20 protein-coding genes, 1 pseudogene and 1 riboswitch are annotated in these 19,520 nt (G+C 37.3%); of the genes and pseudogenes, 10 read left to right on the top strand and 11 right to left on the bottom strand.

The features are described 5' to 3' along the window. Positions 1-14 precede the first annotated feature (14 nt). Complete coding sequence (locus NYE63_RS23010; protein WP_342602866.1) at positions 15-1,775, bottom strand: histidine kinase; 1,761 nt, start codon at positions 1,773-1,775, stop codon at positions 15-17. A gap of 534 nt (positions 1,776-2,309) precedes the next feature. Continuing rightward, positions 2,310-3,101: a class D beta-lactamase gene (gene blaOXA, locus NYE63_RS23005; protein ID WP_342602865.1), complete on the bottom strand. Its 792-nt coding sequence runs from the start codon at positions 3,099-3,101 to the stop codon at positions 2,310-2,312. Between the two features lie 215 nt (positions 3,102-3,316). Between blaOXA and NYE63_RS23000 the strand changes: the two genes are divergently transcribed. From NYE63_RS23000 to NYE63_RS22990, 3 genes are all read left to right on the top strand, one after another. Then, complete coding sequence (locus tag NYE63_RS23000; RefSeq protein WP_342602864.1) at positions 3,317-3,979, top strand: alpha/beta hydrolase; 663 nt, start codon at positions 3,317-3,319, stop codon at positions 3,977-3,979. A 73-nt stretch (positions 3,980-4,052) separates the two neighbouring features. Next, on the top strand, positions 4,053-4,439 hold the full coding sequence (locus tag NYE63_RS22995; protein WP_342602863.1) for a DUF1801 domain-containing protein: 387 nt from the start codon (positions 4,053-4,055) through the stop codon (positions 4,437-4,439). 87 nt (positions 4,440-4,526) lie between these two features. Further along, positions 4,527-5,018, top strand: a complete 492-nt coding sequence (locus NYE63_RS22990; RefSeq protein WP_342602862.1) for a PTS glucose transporter subunit IIA — start codon at positions 4,527-4,529, stop codon at positions 5,016-5,018. A gap of 140 nt (positions 5,019-5,158) precedes the next feature. Here NYE63_RS22990 and NYE63_RS22985 read toward each other — a convergent pair whose 3' ends face one another. Then, positions 5,159-5,737 carry a hypothetical protein gene (locus tag NYE63_RS22985; protein WP_342602861.1) on the bottom strand — a complete coding sequence of 193 codons (579 nt, stop codon included), beginning with the start codon at positions 5,735-5,737 and terminating at the stop codon, positions 5,159-5,161. Positions 5,738-6,391: 654 nt separating this feature from the next. On the opposite strand from NYE63_RS22985, the gene NYE63_RS22980 reads away from it, so the two are divergent. Then, positions 6,392-6,808, top strand: a complete 417-nt coding sequence (locus tag NYE63_RS22980; RefSeq protein ID WP_148357634.1) for a VOC family protein — start codon at positions 6,392-6,394, stop codon at positions 6,806-6,808. Positions 6,809-6,889: 81 nt separating this feature from the next. On the opposite strand, the gene NYE63_RS22975 is transcribed toward NYE63_RS22980, so the two are convergent. Then, a complete protein-coding gene (locus NYE63_RS22975; RefSeq protein ID WP_342602860.1) occupies positions 6,890-7,405 on the bottom strand; it encodes a GNAT family N-acetyltransferase in 516 nt (171 codons plus the stop codon). 452 nt (positions 7,406-7,857) lie between these two features. Further along, a riboswitch (ZMP/ZTP riboswitch) is annotated at positions 7,858-7,936 on the top strand. A 138-nt stretch (positions 7,937-8,074) separates the two neighbouring features. Between NYE63_RS22975 and NYE63_RS22970 the strand changes: the two genes are divergently transcribed. Continuing rightward, entirely contained in the window at positions 8,075-9,274 is a 1,200-nt protein-coding gene (locus tag NYE63_RS22970; protein WP_342602859.1) for a phosphoglycerate dehydrogenase, read from the top strand. A 198-nt stretch (positions 9,275-9,472) separates the two neighbouring features. Here the strand turns inward: NYE63_RS22970 and NYE63_RS22965 are convergent, their stop codons facing one another. The 5 genes from NYE63_RS22965 to NYE63_RS22945 form a co-directional block, all read right to left on the bottom strand. Beyond that, positions 9,473-9,640 carry a hypothetical protein gene (locus NYE63_RS22965; RefSeq protein ID WP_179890993.1) on the bottom strand — a complete coding sequence of 56 codons (168 nt, stop codon included), beginning with the start codon at positions 9,638-9,640 and terminating at the stop codon, positions 9,473-9,475. Beyond that, positions 9,637-9,798 carry a hypothetical protein gene (locus NYE63_RS22960; protein ID WP_342602858.1) on the bottom strand — a complete coding sequence of 54 codons (162 nt, stop codon included), beginning with the start codon at positions 9,796-9,798 and terminating at the stop codon, positions 9,637-9,639. The genes NYE63_RS22965 and NYE63_RS22960 overlap by 4 nt, the downstream gene beginning before the upstream one ends. A 590-nt stretch (positions 9,799-10,388) precedes the next feature. After that, positions 10,389-10,871 (bottom strand): hypothetical protein, encoded by a 483-nt coding sequence (locus NYE63_RS22955; RefSeq protein WP_342602857.1) that lies wholly within the window; start codon positions 10,869-10,871, stop codon positions 10,389-10,391. A gap of 195 nt (positions 10,872-11,066) precedes the next feature. Continuing rightward, on the bottom strand, positions 11,067-11,537 hold the full coding sequence (locus NYE63_RS22950) for a FixH family protein (RefSeq protein ID WP_342602856.1): 471 nt from the start codon (positions 11,535-11,537) through the stop codon (positions 11,067-11,069). Positions 11,538-11,564: 27 nt separating this feature from the next. Continuing rightward, positions 11,565-12,908 (bottom strand): PepSY domain-containing protein, encoded by a 1,344-nt coding sequence (locus NYE63_RS22945; RefSeq protein WP_342602855.1) that lies wholly within the window; start codon positions 12,906-12,908, stop codon positions 11,565-11,567. 367 nt (positions 12,909-13,275) lie between these two features. On the opposite strand from NYE63_RS22945, the gene NYE63_RS22940 reads away from it, so the two are divergent. The 3 genes from NYE63_RS22940 to NYE63_RS22930 all read left to right on the top strand — a co-directional run bounded on the left by NYE63_RS22940 (position 13,276) and on the right by NYE63_RS22930 (position 15,729). Then, positions 13,276-14,337, top strand: a complete 1,062-nt coding sequence (locus NYE63_RS22940; protein ID WP_342602854.1) for a M4 family metallopeptidase — start codon at positions 13,276-13,278, stop codon at positions 14,335-14,337. 32 nt (positions 14,338-14,369) lie between these two features. Next, entirely contained in the window at positions 14,370-14,687 is a 318-nt protein-coding gene (locus tag NYE63_RS22935) for a protealysin inhibitor emfourin (protein ID WP_342602853.1), read from the top strand. Between the two features lie 484 nt (positions 14,688-15,171). After that, entirely contained in the window at positions 15,172-15,729 is a 558-nt protein-coding gene (locus NYE63_RS22930) for a competence protein ComK (RefSeq protein WP_342602852.1), read from the top strand. Between the two features lie 174 nt (positions 15,730-15,903). Here NYE63_RS22930 and NYE63_RS22925 read toward each other — a convergent pair whose 3' ends face one another. Further along, entirely contained in the window at positions 15,904-16,785 is an 882-nt protein-coding gene (locus tag NYE63_RS22925) for a hypothetical protein (protein ID WP_342602851.1), read from the bottom strand. A 170-nt stretch (positions 16,786-16,955) separates the two neighbouring features. Here NYE63_RS22925 and NYE63_RS22920 point away from each other — a divergent pair. Beyond that, positions 16,956-17,118: pseudogene (locus tag NYE63_RS22920) on the top strand (winged helix-turn-helix transcriptional regulator); the annotation flags it as partial. Between the two features lie 54 nt (positions 17,119-17,172). Here NYE63_RS22920 and NYE63_RS22915 read toward each other — a convergent pair. After that, a complete protein-coding gene (locus NYE63_RS22915; protein ID WP_342602850.1) occupies positions 17,173-17,454 on the bottom strand; it encodes a hypothetical protein in 282 nt (93 codons plus the stop codon). 694 nt (positions 17,455-18,148) lie between these two features. Between NYE63_RS22915 and NYE63_RS22910 the strand changes: the two genes are divergently transcribed. Then, the gene (locus tag NYE63_RS22910; RefSeq protein ID WP_342602849.1) at positions 18,149-19,462 is read left to right on the top strand and encodes an Nramp family divalent metal transporter; all 1,314 of its coding nucleotides are present in this window, start codon (positions 18,149-18,151) and stop codon (positions 19,460-19,462) included. Positions 19,463-19,520 lie beyond the last annotated feature (58 nt).

Below are 19,520 nucleotides of genomic sequence, written 5' to 3'. Positions count from 1 at the left end.
AGCTACGAAGCAATCTATTCATTAGCAAGTGGAAATTCTAGTGGAATCACTATTTTAACGGAAAATCCTTGTCCTTGATACGTATCCACTTCTAGGCCTGCTTTTGATCCATAATTTAGAATTAAACGGTCATAAATATTTTTCAGACCGATATGATTATGGGAATATGCGCTTTCATGGTGGGACGCATATATATTTTCTCTTAATATTTGAAGCTCCGCCTGAGTCAAACTAGGACCGGCATTTTCAACGATAAGGTGTAAAAATTCTCCTTGTATTTCTCCATAAATAGTTAAATGAGCATGATAGAAACCTTCTTCATAACTGTGTTTAAAAAAGTTTTCAACGAGGGGCTGAAGAATCATACTTGGAATCGTCATATCAAGAATCGTCTCGCTTATTTTAATAGAATAGTTCACATTGTTTCCAAAACGCTCCATTTGAAGGTTTAGGTATGCTTCTATATAATTCATTTCATCTCGAACCAACACCCATTGGTTTGCCTTAATGGAGTAGCGCATCATTTTGGATAGTGACGTCAATAATTGGTAAACTCTTGGAGAATTAGATCTTAGGGCAACTGCACCAATAGATTGTAACGAATTAAATAAGAAATGCGGATTAACCTGAGATTTTAATGCTCTGAATTGGTTTTTTCTATTTTCTATTTCGAGTTTATATTCTCTTTCAATGTGTAGATTGATTCGGTTCATCATATCCTTCATATGTTTTTCCAGCTCACCAATTTCGTCTTTTCTTCCATCATCAAAGGGGACATCCATATTTCCACCTTTTATTGTTCTCACTTTCTTGCTAAGAAGTTTAATGGGACGAGTAATTCTGTATGAAATAATACCAATCATTAATAGCCCTAACAAGCCAACGATTAGTCCAACAATTATATTTGTATAGGCAGTCTTCCGGACATCATCGAATAATACATGATTAGGGGTTATCTTAACTAATGTCCAATGATTTAGTGTTCCTGATAATGTTTTGGTTAAGATAATATCTTCACCCGTAATCTGCCTTCTAAAATCAGAAGTAACGGATTTCCCTATAAGGGAACGATCATCTGCATACATGACTTTGTTATGCGAATCCATAAGTATTACAGACTCTTCATTCTTTTGAACAAGGCTGTTACATATACGGGCATAGGCATCTAAATCTATATCAATTGTAATTATTCCGAGATATTCGTTTGAAGGCACATCGACTATTTTATGGTGAAAAGTCATCACCATTGTGTCGTCCGACTGGGGAATGATCGCTGTGTCATTGTAATTTTGAATTCGGTGTGGCGGCTCAATCATGTAATTAGAGTTAGAGCGATAAAATTGTTTTAGCGGATCCTCATTTAATAAATCGGGTTGAGGTTTCCGGGCACTGACCGTCGCATTATAAACGGTAAAAGATTCTTTATCCTTATCAATATAAAACCGTACTTGACGGATTTCGTTTCGCATCAGATAAAAGGTTTCGATACTTTTTTCCATCGCAATCGGGTTAAAATATATCGAGTCTTCAAAACCATTTTTAAAAATCCGGAATAAATCGGGATTTCGATATAATAGATATGGAAGATTAATCATGTCATCAAAGTATTGCTCCAGTTCTTCAGCGTTTTTCTGAAGTTGTTCTTGGCTATTTTCAAGCTCATGTCTCTCCACACTATTTTTTGTATAGCTGTAGATCAGAAACACTGATAGAAAATACGGTAAGATGATAAAAAGAAGTAACATTAACAATAAGCGACTTTGAATGGTTTTCACAGAAGGTGCCCCTTTCGCTAAAGGCCCATTTTTTATTTCATGCAGAGTTTATATAAACGTTACAAACAAATAATCCTTAGCTCCATTTTATATGATGCAGTATTTTTGCTTTATTTAGTCTTAAGAGTTTATGGAGGGATTGCTCTAGATGGAATCACTTAAAATACAGTGACGGCGACCCACATAAATTAATAAAGAGATTTAGTCAGTCTTGAATTATTATTTTACAACTATATCAAATGAACACATATCGTCAACAAGGCATACACGTGATGCACATTGAGGACATGCATCAAATAACTATTGATATTAAAAAACGAAAAACTCATAATTTATCATTTTTCAAAGTTAGAAGAAAGGAAGAGTATAAATGATTACGATTATAGGAGCTTGTCTAGAAGAGTTTTGAATGGGTGTGCTGATAAATTAGGTGAAGTACTTTCATTTTTTTAGTTAGGGTCAACTTAGGTTTTTCAGATGCTTTTAAGACAAAACAAAACGCATGCCCGAATTAAGAGCATGCGTGAACTACTTTTATTCTTTTATGATATCCATTTCTTTCAGGGCATCAAGCGTAATCGTTTTGGCTTTGCTTCCGCTGCCATCCAAGTTAGTGGCGAAGGCCCATTTGCCTTTGTCCGTTTCGATGTAACCCACATACCAGCCCAATCCCATATCAGAAAGGCGTGTACCGGTTTTTCCATGGAGGACATATGAGTCTGCTTCTTCATTGATCATGATTCTCTTAACGGTTCTCATATGCTGCTTATCAATAGGCAGTTTTTCCTCTACAAGGTTTTCGATGAATTGGACTTGTTCCCGGGCAGAAATCTTTATGCTGCTATCGAGCCAGAACTGATCGATCCCACCGGAGATATCTTGATTGCCGTAATCGATCAGGTTCACATATTGCTGCATGTGTTCCGTCCCGATATCGCGGGCCATTGCTTGATAATACCAGATCACAGAATGCCTCATGGCTGAAGCCAGTGTATGATCTCTGTTCCAATCTTCAAATTCCCTGATTACGCCATCCCAGCGCTTCACTTCATATTCATCGCTCACCGCTTTTGTCTGTAAGCCGATTAATGCATTCGCGACTTTGAATGTCGATTCTGGAGTATAGCGTACTTTACTTCTCTGATTGTTATAAATAAATACTTTATCATTTTTTAAGTTTTGGAGAACCATCGTGCCTTCCGCACCATCGAAAGACTCCCCGATATCCAGTTCTTTCACCTTTTGATCGTTTGCACTTGCATGAATCGTACCCATGGAACCAGTGACTAGCAGGACAAGAATGAAACATAACGTTTTGATTTTCATTACACACTCCCCTTTAAGGCATGGATTGATCGATCATCAGAAATACAGAGTAATTTCCATAAAATAGGTTGATAGCTAAAGTATACCTATTTCGAATAAAAAACGAAACCTTATTCTTGGATTCTATCTAGTTAGTATCAATCAAGGAGGAATGCAACAGGTAGCTAATGAATATATAGGCAAACGATAGAATGGATTAATGGGAGGAATCTTTCATGAAGGTTAACCAAAGAAAAATTAATGGTAATGAAAAAGAAATTACATACACACATATTGAAAACGGAAGTCCAGCCGTTTGTTTTATGTTTTCAGGTGCGGGGTACACGTATGAGAAGCCGTTATTCTATTATTCAACAATGACGATGCTTCAAAATCAGTATGATGTCGTGCAAATTCATTACGCTTACGACCAGGATATTTTCAAGCATCCATTGGTAGATATCACAAAAGTGATCGTTAATGATATGAATCCCGTCATTACGGAAGTACTTCAAAATCATGAATATCAAGGAACAGTGTTTTTAGGCAAATCACTTGGTACCATACCCATCATCAACGGATTGATGAAAAATGAGCGGTTTATGAATGCCAAAATGATATTGCTTACGCCACTATTGAAGTTCGATTCGATTTTTGAAGGGCTATTGAGCAGCAGCCATTCAACACATATAGTTATAGGAGAAAAAGATCATCATTATATTCCAGGTAAAATTGAAAGGATTGAAAATAAAACGAACATAAGCATGGATAAAATCCCACATGCCAACCATTCCTTGGATATTGAACCTTTGAATACTTCAAGGTCGATTACCATGCTAGAAGGTGTAATGAATAGAATCGAAGGGTTCTTAAAAAATGACTCTCTTAATATAGGTTAGCGAGCTAACGGGTGCTCGGGGAGGGAAATGTTATAATAAGAGTATGTAGTTTGGATTGATGAAAGGAGAAATCATGGAAGGAACCAATACATTTCATTCAATTGATGAATACATTATACAATTTCCCGAAGAAGTTCAGGAGATATTAAAAACGTTAAGAAAAGTCATAAAGGATGCAGCGCCGGATGCAGAAGAAAAGATCAGCTATCAAATGCCTACCTTTGTTTTATTTGGAAACCTGGTACATTTCGCTGCCTATAAAAAACATATAGGATTCTATCCAACTCCAAGCGCCATCTCTGCTTTTGGATCTGCTTTATCTGAATATAAATGTTCAAAAGGGGCCGTTCAGTTTCCACTAAACAAGCCAATTCCTTATGAATTAATAACCGATATTGTTATATTTAGAGTGGAAGAGAACAAAAAGAAAGCAGTAGAGAAATTGAAAAAGAAAAAATAATACCAATGATTATCAGAATTCACAAAATATTTAACGTTTCAGTGTGAGATGCAAGGAACAAGACCGAAAGAGAAGGGTGGAAATATTATGTTCAAAAAATTATTCAGTAAAAAGGAAAGTGTGGAAAAACTGGTTGCTCCTATAAATGGACAAGTAATAAATATTGAAGATGTTCCGGATCCGGTGTTTTCCGGTAAAATGATGGGGGACGGGATAGCGATTCTTCCCGAGGAGGGGTTGGTCGTATCTCCAATCGATGCAGAAGTAATCCAGGTTTTTCATACTAAACATGCTCTAGGCCTCCGCACAAAGCATGGTATAGAATTGTTGATTCATATTGGATTAGAAACTGTTAACCTTGAAGGTGAGGGATTTGAAGTCCATGTCGCAGAAGGGCAAAGTGTAAAAGCAGGAGACAAGCTAGTTACATTTGATATCGATTTTCTAAAATCCAAAGCTCCAAGCATCGTAACTCCGATTGTTATCACGAATGGCGAGCTAGTTGAAAAACTAGAAAAAACAAATAGTACCCAAGCAAATATTAAAGAAACGGAGATTATGAGTATTTATTTGAAGTAAAATAAAACGTCAAGTGCCTTCTATATTAGAAACTTCTAAACAAGAAAAACAGTCCTTGCTGGCGAATGCTGGCAAGGATGTTTTTACTATAAACCCATCACATACAGCTGCAAGACTTCAGCTTCACTTAGCACAGTGAACTATTCCAAGTGCACATACCCCAAATCACTACTAAAAGATTGAAGATCGTTAATTAACTGGTTAATATTTTGTCTTGGACCGCTATCATATAGAGCATTTCTAAATTTTAAGAACTTAGTTCCCTTTTCTATTAAACGATTCAATAGCACATTTTCAGGGAATCTTAGTGTGGATATCTTAGGAATATCATTCCATTCCTTGCTAGCGAAACCATGGTTCCATGTAAATGATATAGCAGGATTTTTTTCCGTTAGCCTTTTCATTCGCCAATCCATAGATCGTTCTGAAAAGCCCCCACTGCCAACACCGGTATTTAAACAATCATACATTGCCTGTAAAATTGAAAGCCAAATACTATCAACATCATCCCAATCATAAAAGCTCGTGAGAAATTGATCTTGATAAGATATAATGACTGTGCCGTATAAGGAAGTTCCTCTTGAAGTAAATAACTGTTGATTTCCCAGTTGCTTAGCGCTTGAGTGATGAATTGGGATAAAATCTCCGTTAGCTAATAAATGTTTATTAACAATTACATCATAACTATTTTTTGATATATATGTTTGAATGGTAACCATCTATGAACCACCTATCCCATAGGGTAATATTGTCGTTTCCCATCTATTTTTGACCTGTGCTACGATTGTAAAACGTGGATTGCTCTACTTGCATAATAGGTGGTGCTTCGAGCGTTTGGTTAGCTATCGGAGAACGAAATAATTGGGCTGAATCCTGGTAAAATAACTGAAATCAAAACCAGTAAAGAAAATGTTCCGGATACTTTATGTTTTAATACTATTTTTCATAAGCTTACCTCCTTGAAATAATTATTTAATTTTAGTAAAACATGGAATTATAAAGTTATTATTTCAAAAAAGAAAAGATGTGTTTTAGTTATGAAACCCAAATTGAACATCTGGTATACGAATGCAAAAGGGCGGCAGTCTGCTAATTTTTATGCGCAAATGCTACCACCATCCAATGTTGAAGCAACAAGGGAAGAGGCAAATACTCCTTGAAAATTTCATAAGGTAAACGCTCAGGTTGTTTTAAAATTGAATTATCCTGTTTAATATTTGAAATTCACTTTTAAGTAGGTGAATTATGGATGTTCCCAGTGGCTAAGGTTGTATCTGTTCAATTTGAATGCAATGACTGCTGCAAGCAGGAAAATAGAAAAATGCAGCGAATAGAAGGTGAGTGAACAAATAAATCAAGTGAGGGTGAATTGGATGGGAGTTCAAGCAGAAAAGATCTTTGTAAACTTACCTGTTAAAGATTTGGATGCCTCAGTAGAATTTTTCACAAAGGTCGGCTTTGAGTTTAACGAGCAAATGACCAATGAAAATGCCACATGCATGGTTATCAGCGAGTCCATATATGTCATGTTATTGGTGGAAGATTACTTTAAAACGTTTACCAAGAAGGAAATCCCGGATGCTGCAGCGAGTACGGAAGCCATCGTCGCCCTGTCCGTTAAAAGTAAGGAAGAAGTCGATGAGATCGTGAATAGGGCACTGGATGTTGGCGGAAAGCCTTTTAATGAAGCCATTGATCATGGTTTCATGTACGGTTGGAGTTTTCTGGATATCGACGGACATTCCTGGGAAGTATTTTACATGGACGAAAGCGGATTTAATCAAAATTAAATCAAAAGCAAGACACAATCCTTCACGAAGGACTGTGTCTTTTTTTGAAGTGCTAAGTTAGCGATCTTACCTGAAGTTCATTCATAACAATACTGGGCTAATGTCTTTCCACGAATAAACTAATAGATTCAATTCAGCGCCAGCCATTTTGATTTTTTCGGTTTTAAGCAATTCTGCCCCAAATGCCTCATAGAAGTATCGAGATTTATTATCCTCAAGCACCTCAACGAAAATTGTCTTAAATCCCAGTTCTTCGAATTTTAAAAATAACTTCGTGATGAGTTTCTTACCTAAGCCCATTCTTTGAAAGTTTTCGAGAATATATATCGCAGTTAAATCACCCGAATCCTCAACTTGATTCGTTTCCCTTTTCCCTCCACTGATAAATCCTACTATTTTTCCTTCGTTATTTTCTGCAACATAAATATAATTTCCTTCACCAGATATATTCTTTTTCCATAGGTCTTTCCTTTTCTCATATGACAGATTGTCTAAAAAATCCCTCGGCATTATATCTTTATAAGTAGTTCGCCAGCAATCCACATGGACTATCGCTATCCCTTCAGCATCAGCCACCGTTGCCTCTCTTATTAGCATATTAGTTCCTCCTTTTTTAAGTTTGCTATACGCTCTATTTTTACTAATATTATCCATAATAGCTTAATTGTTAATAATTAACTATATATGATACTATTGTCTATACTTTGTTTAATGAAACTCCCAATTTTTTCGGAGATAAAACTATAGAAATCGTCGATATATATCTAATATCGGAGATAAAACTATAGAAATCGTCGATATATATCTAATATCGGAGATAAAACTATAGAAATCGTCGATATATATCTAATATCGGAGATAAAACTATAGATTTCGTCGATATATATCTAATATCGGAGATAAAACTATAGATTTCGTCGATATATTCCAATTTTCGGAGATAAAACAATTGAATTCGTCGATATTTCTGGTAAGTTGTGGCTTCAGCAAAAAAAAAGAAAATGATATTGAAGATTGCTGAATAGTTTGATAGAATAAAATAAATGAAAAAGACTATGTGCAACTGGCGAAACACGGATAACCGTGAGGGAACACATAGTGTCGTAGCCGTTCGCCTGGGCAGAGGTAAGGGATTTTATCCCTTGCCTCTTTCTGTATATTAACAGATAGTGAAGGATTAAAGTATGCAGATTTTCATGGGCTTAAAAAATCTTGTCAGTATTTTGAAATTTCAAAACTATCATAATCAAAAGAGGAGCAAACAAAATGAGCACATTACTTTTAGAAAAAGTCAAAACGATCAAAGCGTTAAATAATATTGCCGAAAGCGGGCTGAATGTATTCAATAAAGGCGATTTTAAGGTCGACAATGACAGTGAAAACCCTGATGCGATCGTTCTTCGCAGCTTTAACATGCATACTATGGAATTCGGCGATCAATTAAAAGCAATCGCAAGGGCAGGGGCTGGAGTCAATAATATTCCGGTCGACAAATGCACCGATCAAGGAATTGTCGTTTTCAATACACCTGGTGCTAACGCAAACGCTGTAAAAGAAATGGTGCTGACGTCATTAATGGCTTCATCTCGTAACCTTTTTGCAGGTGTGGCTTGGACAAAAACGCTTGAAGGCGAAGGAGAACAAATTCCAAAGCTTGTTGAAGCAGGAAAGAAACAATTCGTTGGTAAAGAAATCAAGGGGAAAACTCTTGGCGTAATCGGTTTAGGTGCGATCGGTGCACTTGTAGCGAATGATGCCCTGGATTTGGACATGGATGTCATTGGGTTTGACCCGTTCATCTCTGTTGATACAGCTTGGAACTTGTCCCGCAATGTACAGCGCGCCATGACGATTGAAGAATTGTTTGCAGAATCTGATTATATTACAGTACACGTTCCATTAACTGACGACACAAGAGGAATGTTTAACCAAGAAACATTCAGCATCATGAAGCCGGGCGTTCATATCTTGAATTTCTCACGCGGTGAGCTAGTGAATGAAGATGATATGCAAGCTGCACTTGAAAGCGGAAAAGTAGGCAAGTTCATTACTGACTTCCCGAATGAAAACGTGTTGAAAATGAAAAATGTCGTTCCAATTCCGCATCTTGGTGCCTCTACACTAGAATCAGAGGAAAACTGTGCCATCATGGCAGCTCGTCAGTTGAAGACCTTTTTAGAAACAGGGAACATCAAGAACTCTGTGAATTTCCCAAACACTTCCCTTCCTTATACAGGAAACCGTCGTGTGGCAACTTTCCACGAAAACGTTCCGAACATGGTTGGGCAAATCACACTGGCCGTATCTGGATTTAATCTGAACATCGCTGACATGGTTAACAGAAGCCGTGGGGGATATGCATATACGATCATCGACATTGACGGTGAAGTAAACGGCGATATCATTCCTGGCTTGGAAGAAAAAATCAAACAAATCGAAGGCATCGTTACAACTCGTATTATCTAATTGAGATGATAAATAGTGAAAGCCTCAATTCCTTTAAGGAGTTGGGGCTTTTTTTAGGATTTATTAATTATTTTTGAACAAAAAAAGCCACTTATTGTGGTGATCATATTAAACGTGACTCACGTGTCGAGAACCTAGGGTCTACAACGAACTCAGCCTGGCACGGGTTATATCGAAATTCTCCAAGATAAAAATCTGTCATGGTTTCACCTCCGTTTTTTCTTCATAATGTACAAACAGCATCAAGTAGATTGCGAATAGAAGATGCAAATAAAGTGGAATATTCTTATCGTTTTGAATGGCAACAAATATGTAAATTCCATATAGCAAAATTGGAATGGTTAAAAGGATTCTGAGCTTAGTCATATGTCATCCTCCCATTTATCCTCAAATACTAATACATCAAGCATTTGAGGCACTTGAAAATCCTTTTCTGCGATTGCGTTTATTAAACTTGTACAATTATTTTCCCTAATTACATCTGCTAATAATTGTGAATCCATTGTCATTACTGCTGGTTTCATAGTTTCACCCTCCTAATTTACTAAATATTCTGTCACTTCTATTACTACAATAGTATGAAGTACAGGGAAAACGCTGTCAATCTATATTCCAACTGTACTCATTTTGAATTAATGGATTCAAAATTCATCTACCAAAATCACTATCTCATATATATATCTACTTAGTGAGATAGGTAAAAAGGTACATTTCCTTATTCAGAAGGCACCCCCAACAAGGGAAGCATTGCGTTCAGCTGAACACTAGAGAAGATGCATGGGAGCCAACTTATTGCGAACCTGAATCAATGGAGTCACTGGTGTGCCTCCTTGCTTCCGTTCACTTCATTGCATGGCCATTTCCTTTGGGAAAGGGTTTATTTTTTTGCCATCCTAACTTTAAAAAATATTATTAATAAAATGATAGTATATGCCTTATTTTTTATGTAGCAGTGTAAATAAGTTATGTAGGCATCATCAAAATGTATTAATGTGATGGAAAATTTATTTAAAACATTTGAAAAGATGACGTATCAAAAGTAAAAGAATCGCCCCTATGACATACAGAGACGATTCCTTATGTTAAACACCCATTCCACACAGAATGGATTACCCTAAATTGTTCTTCCCAAAAAATTCTGATGCTGATGAAGGATATTCGATGTTAAAAAAGCTCCAACAGGAGGTAATTGCCCGGAATAGACATTACCACTAACAGGATATTCATTCAGAGCTATATCAGTAGTGGCAATCCAAGATCCAGACTCACCTGCTTGTAGAGAGGGAGGTTTCATAAGAAAACGTCCTTGTAGAATGAAATGCCGAATCCTAATCTGGAGATCATCCATTATGGTTAAGGTGCCAGAGAATGTGGCATAAGGTGAATCAAATGCGATTTGTTTGGTGCTTTCATTCCAAAATCCATTAATCGGGATGGGTGTACCACGAAAATTAACCGTACCGACCACCCTATTATCAGTAATGGAGTTAATGGTAAGTGTGCCCCAAAGAATCGTTCTGCCAGCTATTGAAGAGTGGATACCCCATACGGATGGGAATGGAAAGCTAACTGAAGCAGTGCCCTGTGAAGTTACCAATGCTATGCCCTCCCTTAAAGGTGGTTTATGTTCTGAGGAAGCTACCTTGTTTAAAGGAACAATCCAGTATATGCAGCACGAACAGAATAATCCAATAAACAAAGGTGAAGTATTACTTCCCTGCCTGTAAATGCATTCACTCCGATCCATAAAAAATCCGGTCTTCAATTGAAAACCGGATTTTAAATAAATTTATTAATGATGATGTTCAGGACTTTCTTCTTGTTTTTGGCTCCCTTTTTTCAAGAATTTCAATTCACTTTCAGACAGTTTTCCTACGATAAACTGTTTTTTAGGCATAATGATTGAACCATCGTTACTCGCATGTACTTTTATATAGTATAGGCCATCACTATCAAAGTTTTTACTTAAAGTATAAGTACCGTTTCCCTCTTCCTCAGCTTGTTCCATACTATATTTGAGAGAGCCATCTTGTTTCCATATCTCAAAATGAACAAAATCTGCGTTTTCAACCTTTTTACCACCTTGAGTAAGAACAACCTTCATGGTCTCCTGTGTATTAGCTGAAAAGGATGCTGGTATAATTATTTCAGCTTCAAGTGGTGTCTCTTCTTTGTATAGATTAGTGACATCCTTTTCAAGTGAACAAGCACTTAACAATAGGCTGAAAATGAAGATTAAAGAAATACATATATTTTTTTTCACGGCAAAAGCCACCCTTTACATTTCGAATTATGCATTCAAAAACTTCTTTACTGCAGATATTCTTTTAATAATTAACCAGTCAATTAGCCAAACAAAAATAAGAGACAAACCAACCAAAGGAAACAAAATTCCTAGACCAATTAACAGAAATAGAAAGAATTTTATGTTCTTTATAGGGGGAGCTTTTGGTGCACCTAATCCTTTTTTCGGCTTTCGCTTCCACCATAAATAAAAACCACTAAATGCAACAAGGATAATTCCTAAACAAATAAGAAGGCTGATTATTTGGTTAATCAAACCAAATTGAGTCCCTTTATGCAAGGTAATTCCCCAAGCAACTATTTTTCCTATTAAACCGTAATGATCATAACGATAATCAGCTAGAACTGCACCGGAATATTGGTCAATATGTATAGTCGCTTCATCTTGTGCTTTTGGTGGAAATGCTGACAATGTATAAACGCCATCCGTTTCTTGTGGAATATTTATGCTATAACTTGGATGCATGCCCTCACGATTCGCTATCGTGACAACATCATCAATGGACAGTGGGATAAAACCTTGAATATCTGAGATTGGTACATCTAAATTTTCTGCTGCCCAAGGAACATCTGCAATGTCTTTTGTTTTTATTAATGATGTTGGAGCACTTCCAGTCCATATGGAAGGAGGATACCCAGATCCGGAATTGGTAGCTGCCGATTGAAAATTACTTCCCCAAAAACCAGACCAAGGCAAACCTGTCATAATTAAAAATAACATTCCTGCTGATATCCAAAAGGCAGGTACTGCATGTAAATCTCTTCTGAAAGTATTTTTCCCCTTATTTATTCTTGGAAAAAGAACACCAGAAAGATTTAGCTTATTTTTTGGATACCATAAATAAAGACCAGAGACAATTAACACAACTGCCCAACACGCAGCTAACTCTACAATTCTATCTCCCAAGGTGCCAGCCATCAGTTCACCATGAATTTCCTCGATTTTATCCATAATTCTGTCTTCATCATTTAACTCTCCAATAGATTTACCTGTATAGGGGTCTATAAAAATGGTAAGAGACTCATTTTTAGCAGTAATGCTTACTTCGTTTGAACGGGAGGCATTTTCTCCGGGATGATATTTTGTCACCACTGCATCAGGGTATAGCTTCTTCACTTCCTCAATCTGCTGGGATGCTGGTAATTTATCTCCTTGCGGTGTTACCTCTTGGTAGTCTTGATAAAGCACTTGTTCAATCTGTGGCTTAAATAAATAGATGGAGCCAGTAACTGCCAGAATGATAAGTAAGGGTGCAAAAATAATTCCAGCGTAAAAATGCCATCTCCATACAGTTCTATACAGAGAGGAGTTTGGTTGTTTAGTTTCCATTTATACAGGACCTCCAAGTAGTGCTATTAAATTCTCTATATAGATTAAAAGAAAATTGTGAGAAAAATATGAAATTTATTTAAAAAAAGGAAGTTTGGATTTGTTAAAGATGAAATGGTCATCGACTAAGAAGAACAACTGTAACTAAGGAGTGAAAGAGTAGGATGGAATGGAGGGAAATGAGGGAAGTGCGGCGAAAGTAAACTATAGAAATGGTTGCGTTATGGAGAGCATCAAGATCACAATTTGAACGGATCAGATAAAACTGCCATGAACTTGAAGGATGCTGGAGACAAACGTGTTAAGAGAAGCAGCTTGAAAAAAGAAATTGGAATAGATCGTAAAAAAACATGAAGGAGTGACGGATATGGACAAAAGAGTTTGTTCCAAATTGAAATGTCAGTGTTTCATCGTACCTAACTACATTCTTGAGAATATGGCACAAAATGAAGTGGAAGAAGCACGGATCAGTTTAGCAAAAAGCCGTCAAATGCGCAGGCGCAGAATTTTGAAAGAATACGATATTGACGGTGTTGTCGCTTTAACGGATGCAGGGTCTGAACGTCAAGGTGAATCTGCCCGCCATGTTTACGATTGCAGGGGAGGAACGAAACTCCGAGAGAATGAGGCTAGGAAAGAAGGAGATCGATCTAGTGGAGATCCTGTTGTTAACGCTGCATACGATTATAGCGGAGTTGTGCGTGACTACTTCAAGAATGTCTTGCACCGTAATTCAATTGATAACCAAGGCCTTGATCTCATTTTGAACGTTCATTATGGGAATAAATTCACGAATGCCTATTGGGACGGAGATGAAATGGTATTTGGTGACGGCGATGGGGTCATCTTTAGCAATTTTGCCAATTCACTCGATGTAATTGGACACGAACTGACACATGGGGTTACGCAGTTCACAAGTGGATTGGAGTATGAAGGTCAGTCCGGGGCTTTGAACGAACATCTTTCAGATGTGTTTGGAGTTGCCATAAAACAATTTCACTTAAAGCAATCTGCAGCAGATGCCGATTGGCTAATCGGTGCTGATATAATGGGACCAACACTGAAAGGGCAGGCACTCCGTTCGATGAAAGCACCAGGTACGGCATTTGACAATAAGTTAATGGGTAAAGATATTCAGCCTGATCATATGAAGAACTTCTATAAAGGAGAACGCGATAATCATGGTGTCCATATCAATAGCGGCATACCAAACAAGGCCTTTTATCTAGTATCCATGGAGATCGGAACGGACAAAGCGGCATTGATCTGGTTCAATGCGATGCAGAATTTATTTGCAACGGCAAATTTCAATCAATTCGTGCAAATTGTCATCAAAGCAGCGCAAAAACTTGTTGATAGCGGGGAAGTTACGAAAACAGCCATCGAGACAATTGAAAATGCTTTTAAAGCGGTTGGACTGCCTGAGTAGTCATATTCCATGAATAGGAGGCTTCATCTACCATGCATATCAAATTTAGCTGCATAGGGGGATTTGCCAACCTCGACTTGAATTTCCAGATAGATACGAATGAATTGCCGAAAGCGCAAAAAGAGGTATTGCAAAACTTAATGAAGACAGCTGACCTTCCTAATGCTGCCGAAAGTAAAATGGCTGGAGTTAAAGCGCAAGGAGCGGACTCGTTTTCATACCAGCTGGATATAGCAGATGAAAAGAAGAATCAGTCTTTCTCGTTTACTGACATAACAGCTCCAGAGGAAGTACGGCCCTTATTGGATTATTTACGAAATTTAGCGATTGAAATAAAGATGGCAGAATAACCACGTTCAAAAAAGTCTATCAATCCAGATAGACTTTTTTGACATGTCTTAAAACTTCACAAAAATGTCATTTTATTTCACTTTTATATGGATTTTGGCTGTTTGTTCTCTAAATGGACACAAAATAACAAGAAAATAGGATCAAGAGTTGCAGATTTGAAAAGGAAATTGAAAAGTATAGCCGTTTGATGAAATTTTGTAAAGAGTTAGCCAATCAAACAGGTAATGCAGTCACAAAAGGGAACGAATTTGGAAAGAGGAAAAACTAGAGCGGTTTTACAAAAAAAGCATAAAATAGGATAATAGTCGCAGAGAGGTGAGGTGAATGACATATCAAGAATGAATGTGACGATAGACAATAAAAACCCCTAGGTGAGTACGTCCTGGAAGACATCACCTAAGGGCTTGCGAGCAGGAGTATACCTGCCTCTATGTCCAGTATACTCCATAAAAAGGAATAGGGAAATGGGGAGTGAATGGAAGGATGATACGAAAAAACTATTTATTGAATATGGAAACGGTCGGAATGATGGAACGTTACGATGCCGATGGTGTAGAGATGACTACGGTAGTTGAAGGAAACGATACATTCCATGTTGCCCAATCGCGCCAGGAAATCCTGAATAACACGTTAAACCACTTTGGATTGGATCTGGATGGCGGACTTGCAGCAGCCAAATCCGTGCTTGGCGGAAAATACAGACTGCCCGTCTGCATAAACGCCCGGCTGGGAATGGTCTGGTTCTCCACACGCTCATTCCGGAAAAGAGGAGGAGTCTGGTTTTCATACATTCACATTCGTGACCTCGAGGAAATGAGCGAAAAAGAAACGCTGGTCCACACAGATTTTGGACATTGCCTTCCTGTAAGCTTAAGCAAAAATCAGCTCGCCTTCAAAAGGGACCAAGCATCCTATCTGCATACGACTTTCCATGAACGCTCTTTAGGCAAAAAGACCTTTTATTACGAACCGGGAAGCGGAATCACCTTTTGCAAAGAACCGGGGGAGGTCCATTACAGGGTGAAAGGGAAGGAAATCTAGCAAAGGAAAATGTAAAGGCAGACTACCTAAATTAGCCATGAAAACAAATTAAAGGAGCATGATTTCATTTGAAATCACGCTCTTTAATTTGTTGATGATTGGAAAAGTGACAGCAATCCAATGTAATAAAATTCACGTCAAGAATCATCCGTTTATAACATCCCACTCTAGGTACTACTTATTTTTTTGCGATAACATAGTTTTATAAATGCCATCGTTATTATACATATAAATGATTTCGGCTCGCATGGCTAAACGACCGCTAATTTTTTGACATTGCTCATCGACATATTGAATGCGTCTGCCTTTTTTGAATGTTTGTCCTTTTCTGTGGAACATGTAGCTACAATTTCCGTCGAAAATGGCAATAGCATCATCACTAATCGCAAACTCCCAGAATGATTGTTTCTTTATATTAAAAAAGGTTGGTTGAAACAGTTCATCTAATATAACGAATTTAAAATCATGGTAATAGTAAAAGCACACCTTGTCTGATGAGGCGACATTTAGCGCATAACAATCTGAAATACCATACTCACCAGCGTGCCATAATATATTCCCCTGTCGATCAAACAAAATCAAACCATGTCGTCCAATTGGCTCGTCCCATCCATAATTTCCAAACACACCTTCATCAAAATAACTGATCCATATGCGGTCTTGCTCATCGACCTGTACAGACTGAATGCCATCACCAAGCGTCAGTGCATACAAAAATTGTCCGTTATTATCATAAAAACGCGCATTTTTATCAGGTTTTCCCTCATTATATTCACACCTTGAACCGACAAGTATAATCGTCCCATCTGAAAAGGTTTGTACATGATCAGCACTGATAGGCACTTTATGAAATTCAATTTGTTTATACTGTTGGTTATTGATGATATGGACCTTCAAGTTTTGCTTTATCGCAACCTGTACAAATCCATCCACACCTTCAGGCTGAATTGGCGTTTCCAACAACAACAAATCCCCGTTTGCGGCAATTTCCGCACTAATACAATCATTCTTACTAGTAAACTGCATCACTTTTTTACAAACTAATTTGGTTTTCATACTTCGCTCCATGGTGTATTTTCATAAATTTATATTTTTTAACAAATATATACTTTTGAGGATCCTAGTATTATTATACCATACAAAAAAAGGTTGAATCTCGTATATCATGGGAGCTGTTGTCACAACAATCGTCGCTTTCTTTAGCGAGCAGCCAATATCCTGCTAAAAGGGGGACACGTCAGTTGAGAGAATTGGAAGAAGACCAAATGGTTCACAGAGAAGTATATAAAGAGGTCCCTCCAAAGGTAGAATACCCGCTAACACCTTAGGAAAAGCTTTATTCCTATACTGGATAGTATGGGAGAGAGGGGGAAAAGTATGAAAAATTAATAAAAAGCTAAAGCCTATACAGGTCTTTAGCTTTTTTCTCGTGGTTCATCTTTTTTATCTTTCAAACCGTCCAAAATGTGTATTTTCTCGATTTATAAGTGCATCACCAAGATTGATTCTGCTCATAAGTCTCTCATGGTCCGAAGGAAAACGTTCTCTAACGTTTGCAACTCCCTCTATTGTTGGGATATTACCATTAGGCCTAGGACGTTCTTCTCTTTGTAATCCGGGGTGCAAATCAATTGTATCGTTGTCATCTTTATTATTAGTTGCGTCTCTATTTGTATCAAGGTTCCCGGCATTATTAAATGGATCAATGTTATTATCTTGTGGCATATATTTCACTCCTTCGCTTATATTATCTGCTGATGGCATTAATCTATTCGCACCTCGTACTAATCCCTAATATAGTAACGAATCCTGCCTTGACAGCACTATTGATTCGCTATCAGTTATTCATCACCACATCTTCGTACCATTAAATTTCATAATAGTTCCAGCTTCTCTTTTACTATCCTGCTTCAGGAAAAGGAACTGCTTAAGCAACTCCCTTATTGAAGTGAAGCACCTGTTAGTTCCCCAATTTATTAATTCCCATTTGCATAAGGAACAACTCAACTAATAACGCCTTTTAGTCCAAAAAGATGAACCGAAATTGACATTTCGGTTTTTCTTTTTTTTTCTAATCTGCAACAACGCCGGGCCTCTGATTTGTCAGCTAGTACGATAGGTCACAAGGTTTTTTAATGAAATGATTTTAAAGAAACTAAAAAATATTATGATTGACTTACATTTTAATTTGTCTTACAATTTCAATGTAAATAGTCGAAACATTCAATCAAATAGGAGGGGAGCTTTTTTAACATCTGATTCACTTCAACAAGAAGCATGACAACATACTGCAGCGTAAACTTTATGTCAATTCCGGAAACGACATAATTTTTGTCATAATTTGTCTAGAGTTATCAAAGTATTTTTGCTAAGAAAAAAATGAAAGCGAATACATACTCTTTTGAATGGAGTGAATAAGTTGAAAAATCAATCAAATCTTGCTGAATCCACTGTGATTGTTCCTGAGGTCGAAAGTAAGAAATCAAATTTCATCACGAAGTTTAAAACCGCCTATGGTCCAGGAATTCTTGCCGTGTTAACGTGGCTTGGAGCCGGGGATCTGGTGACTTCTTCGGTTGCTGGTGCAGATTATGGATATAGTTTAATGTGGATTTTAGCTCTGTCATTAATACTTCGTTTTCTTATCGTTAATATTATTGCCCGGTTCCAGCTTTGTAACACAGAGGGTTTAACCATTCTTGAAGGCTATGGACGTATTCATCCATTTTTCGGTTACTTTATGTTTGGTTATGCATTAATCATGGGTCATCTTTTTAATGCCTATATGATTAAGGGCGCGGGAGAGGTGTTATCGACCCTATTCCATGTTAATCAGCCATTTTTAGCTTCAATGGTAGTTGTTGGATTAGTGTTTATGCTTATAGGCAGAAATATTTATAATAGAATTGAAAGTGTAATGAAAGTGCTTTTGGCATTATTGACAATTGCCTTCTTGTTCCTAGCCATTCAAGCAACACCGGATGTGGGGCAAATCATTAAAGGAACGGTTGGTTTTAGCATTCCAAGTGATACTGGTGTTCATGGAGCATTATTGGTGGCGATTTCAATTATCGGTGCAGTGGCAGGATCGATTTCGAACTTTGTACATCCATATTTCATGAGGGAAAAGGGCTGGACGAAGCCGAGTCATGTCAAGGTTCAAAGAAATGACTTACTGTTTGCCATCGGAGTTTGCATTGTGATCAATTTGGCCATTTGGGTTGTTGGAGCGGAAATTTTAAAACCGAATGGAATTCATGTGGAAACGATTGATGACTTGGCAATGGCATTACAAATGTCGTTAGGACAATTTGGCTGGTACATTTTCTATCTTGGGGTATTTGGCGTATTGTTCGCGAGTATAGTAGGGAAGTCAACTGGTTTTCCAAGATTGATAGTAGATGCCTTTTACGTAATAAATAAAGACCGACGCGAAAAGTACAATGGTAAATATGAAAAAGATCCAATGTATAAATGGATTATGATTTTCGTATTAGTTACGCCAATCATTTGGTCGATTCCCGGCATGCCTGGTTTCATTGCATTGACAATTGGCGTAAATGCAATAAACATAATCGGTTTTCCGATTATCGCAATTGGAATGCTGGTACTATCAAATAAAAAAAGCTTGATGGGAAAATATAAAAACAATTGGTTCGAAAATATCATTCTATCTTTAGCTTCCATTTTAGCGGTTTGGTCCGCCATTCAATTAGCTACAACCTTTTTTTAAATAATGGTAGATTATAGGTAGAGGTATTTCAAAATACATGTGTCTGCATTTGATCCCG

The organism is Peribacillus sp. FSL E2-0159 (assembly GCF_038643155.1).
In the GTDB taxonomy this organism is placed as follows: domain Bacteria; phylum Bacillota; class Bacilli; order Bacillales; family DSM-1321; genus Peribacillus; species Peribacillus simplex.
Note: the sequence above shows the minus strand (reverse complement) of the source record. Positions and strands in the feature narration are given on the sequence as shown.

Excerpts from the sequence above, each read along its gene's own strand:
- blaOXA (WP_342602865.1), bottom strand. The coding sequence starts at position 3,101 with ATGAAAATCAAAACGTTATGTTTCATTCTTGTCCTGCTAGTCACTGGT.
- NYE63_RS23000 (WP_342602864.1), top strand. The coding sequence starts at position 3,317 with ATGAAGGTTAACCAAAGAAAAATTAATGGTAATGAAAAAGAAATTACA.
- NYE63_RS22995 (WP_342602863.1), top strand. The coding sequence starts at position 4,053 with ATGGAAGGAACCAATACATTTCATTCAATTGATGAATACATTATACAA.
- NYE63_RS22990 (WP_342602862.1), top strand. The coding sequence starts at position 4,527 with ATGTTCAAAAAATTATTCAGTAAAAAGGAAAGTGTGGAAAAACTGGTT.
- NYE63_RS22985 (WP_342602861.1), bottom strand. The coding sequence starts at position 5,737 with ATGGTTACCATTCAAACATATATATCAAAAAATAGTTATGATGTAATT.
- NYE63_RS22980 (WP_148357634.1), top strand. The coding sequence starts at position 6,392 with ATGGGAGTTCAAGCAGAAAAGATCTTTGTAAACTTACCTGTTAAAGAT.
- NYE63_RS22975 (WP_342602860.1), bottom strand. The coding sequence starts at position 7,405 with ATGCTAATAAGAGAGGCAACGGTGGCTGATGCTGAAGGGATAGCGATA.
- NYE63_RS22970 (WP_342602859.1), top strand. The coding sequence starts at position 8,075 with ATGAGCACATTACTTTTAGAAAAAGTCAAAACGATCAAAGCGTTAAAT.
- NYE63_RS22965 (WP_179890993.1), bottom strand. The coding sequence starts at position 9,640 with ATGACTAAGCTCAGAATCCTTTTAACCATTCCAATTTTGCTATATGGA.
- NYE63_RS22960 (WP_342602858.1), bottom strand. The coding sequence starts at position 9,798 with ATGAAACCAGCAGTAATGACAATGGATTCACAATTATTAGCAGATGTA.
- NYE63_RS22945 (WP_342602855.1), bottom strand. The coding sequence starts at position 12,908 with ATGGAAACTAAACAACCAAACTCCTCTCTGTATAGAACTGTATGGAGA.
- NYE63_RS22940 (WP_342602854.1), top strand. The coding sequence starts at position 13,276 with ATGGACAAAAGAGTTTGTTCCAAATTGAAATGTCAGTGTTTCATCGTA.
- NYE63_RS22935 (WP_342602853.1), top strand. The coding sequence starts at position 14,370 with ATGCATATCAAATTTAGCTGCATAGGGGGATTTGCCAACCTCGACTTG.
- NYE63_RS22930 (WP_342602852.1), top strand. The coding sequence starts at position 15,172 with ATGATACGAAAAAACTATTTATTGAATATGGAAACGGTCGGAATGATG.
- NYE63_RS22925 (WP_342602851.1), bottom strand. The coding sequence starts at position 16,785 with ATGAAAACCAAATTAGTTTGTAAAAAAGTGATGCAGTTTACTAGTAAG.
- NYE63_RS22915 (WP_342602850.1), bottom strand. The coding sequence starts at position 17,454 with ATGCCACAAGATAATAACATTGATCCATTTAATAATGCCGGGAACCTT.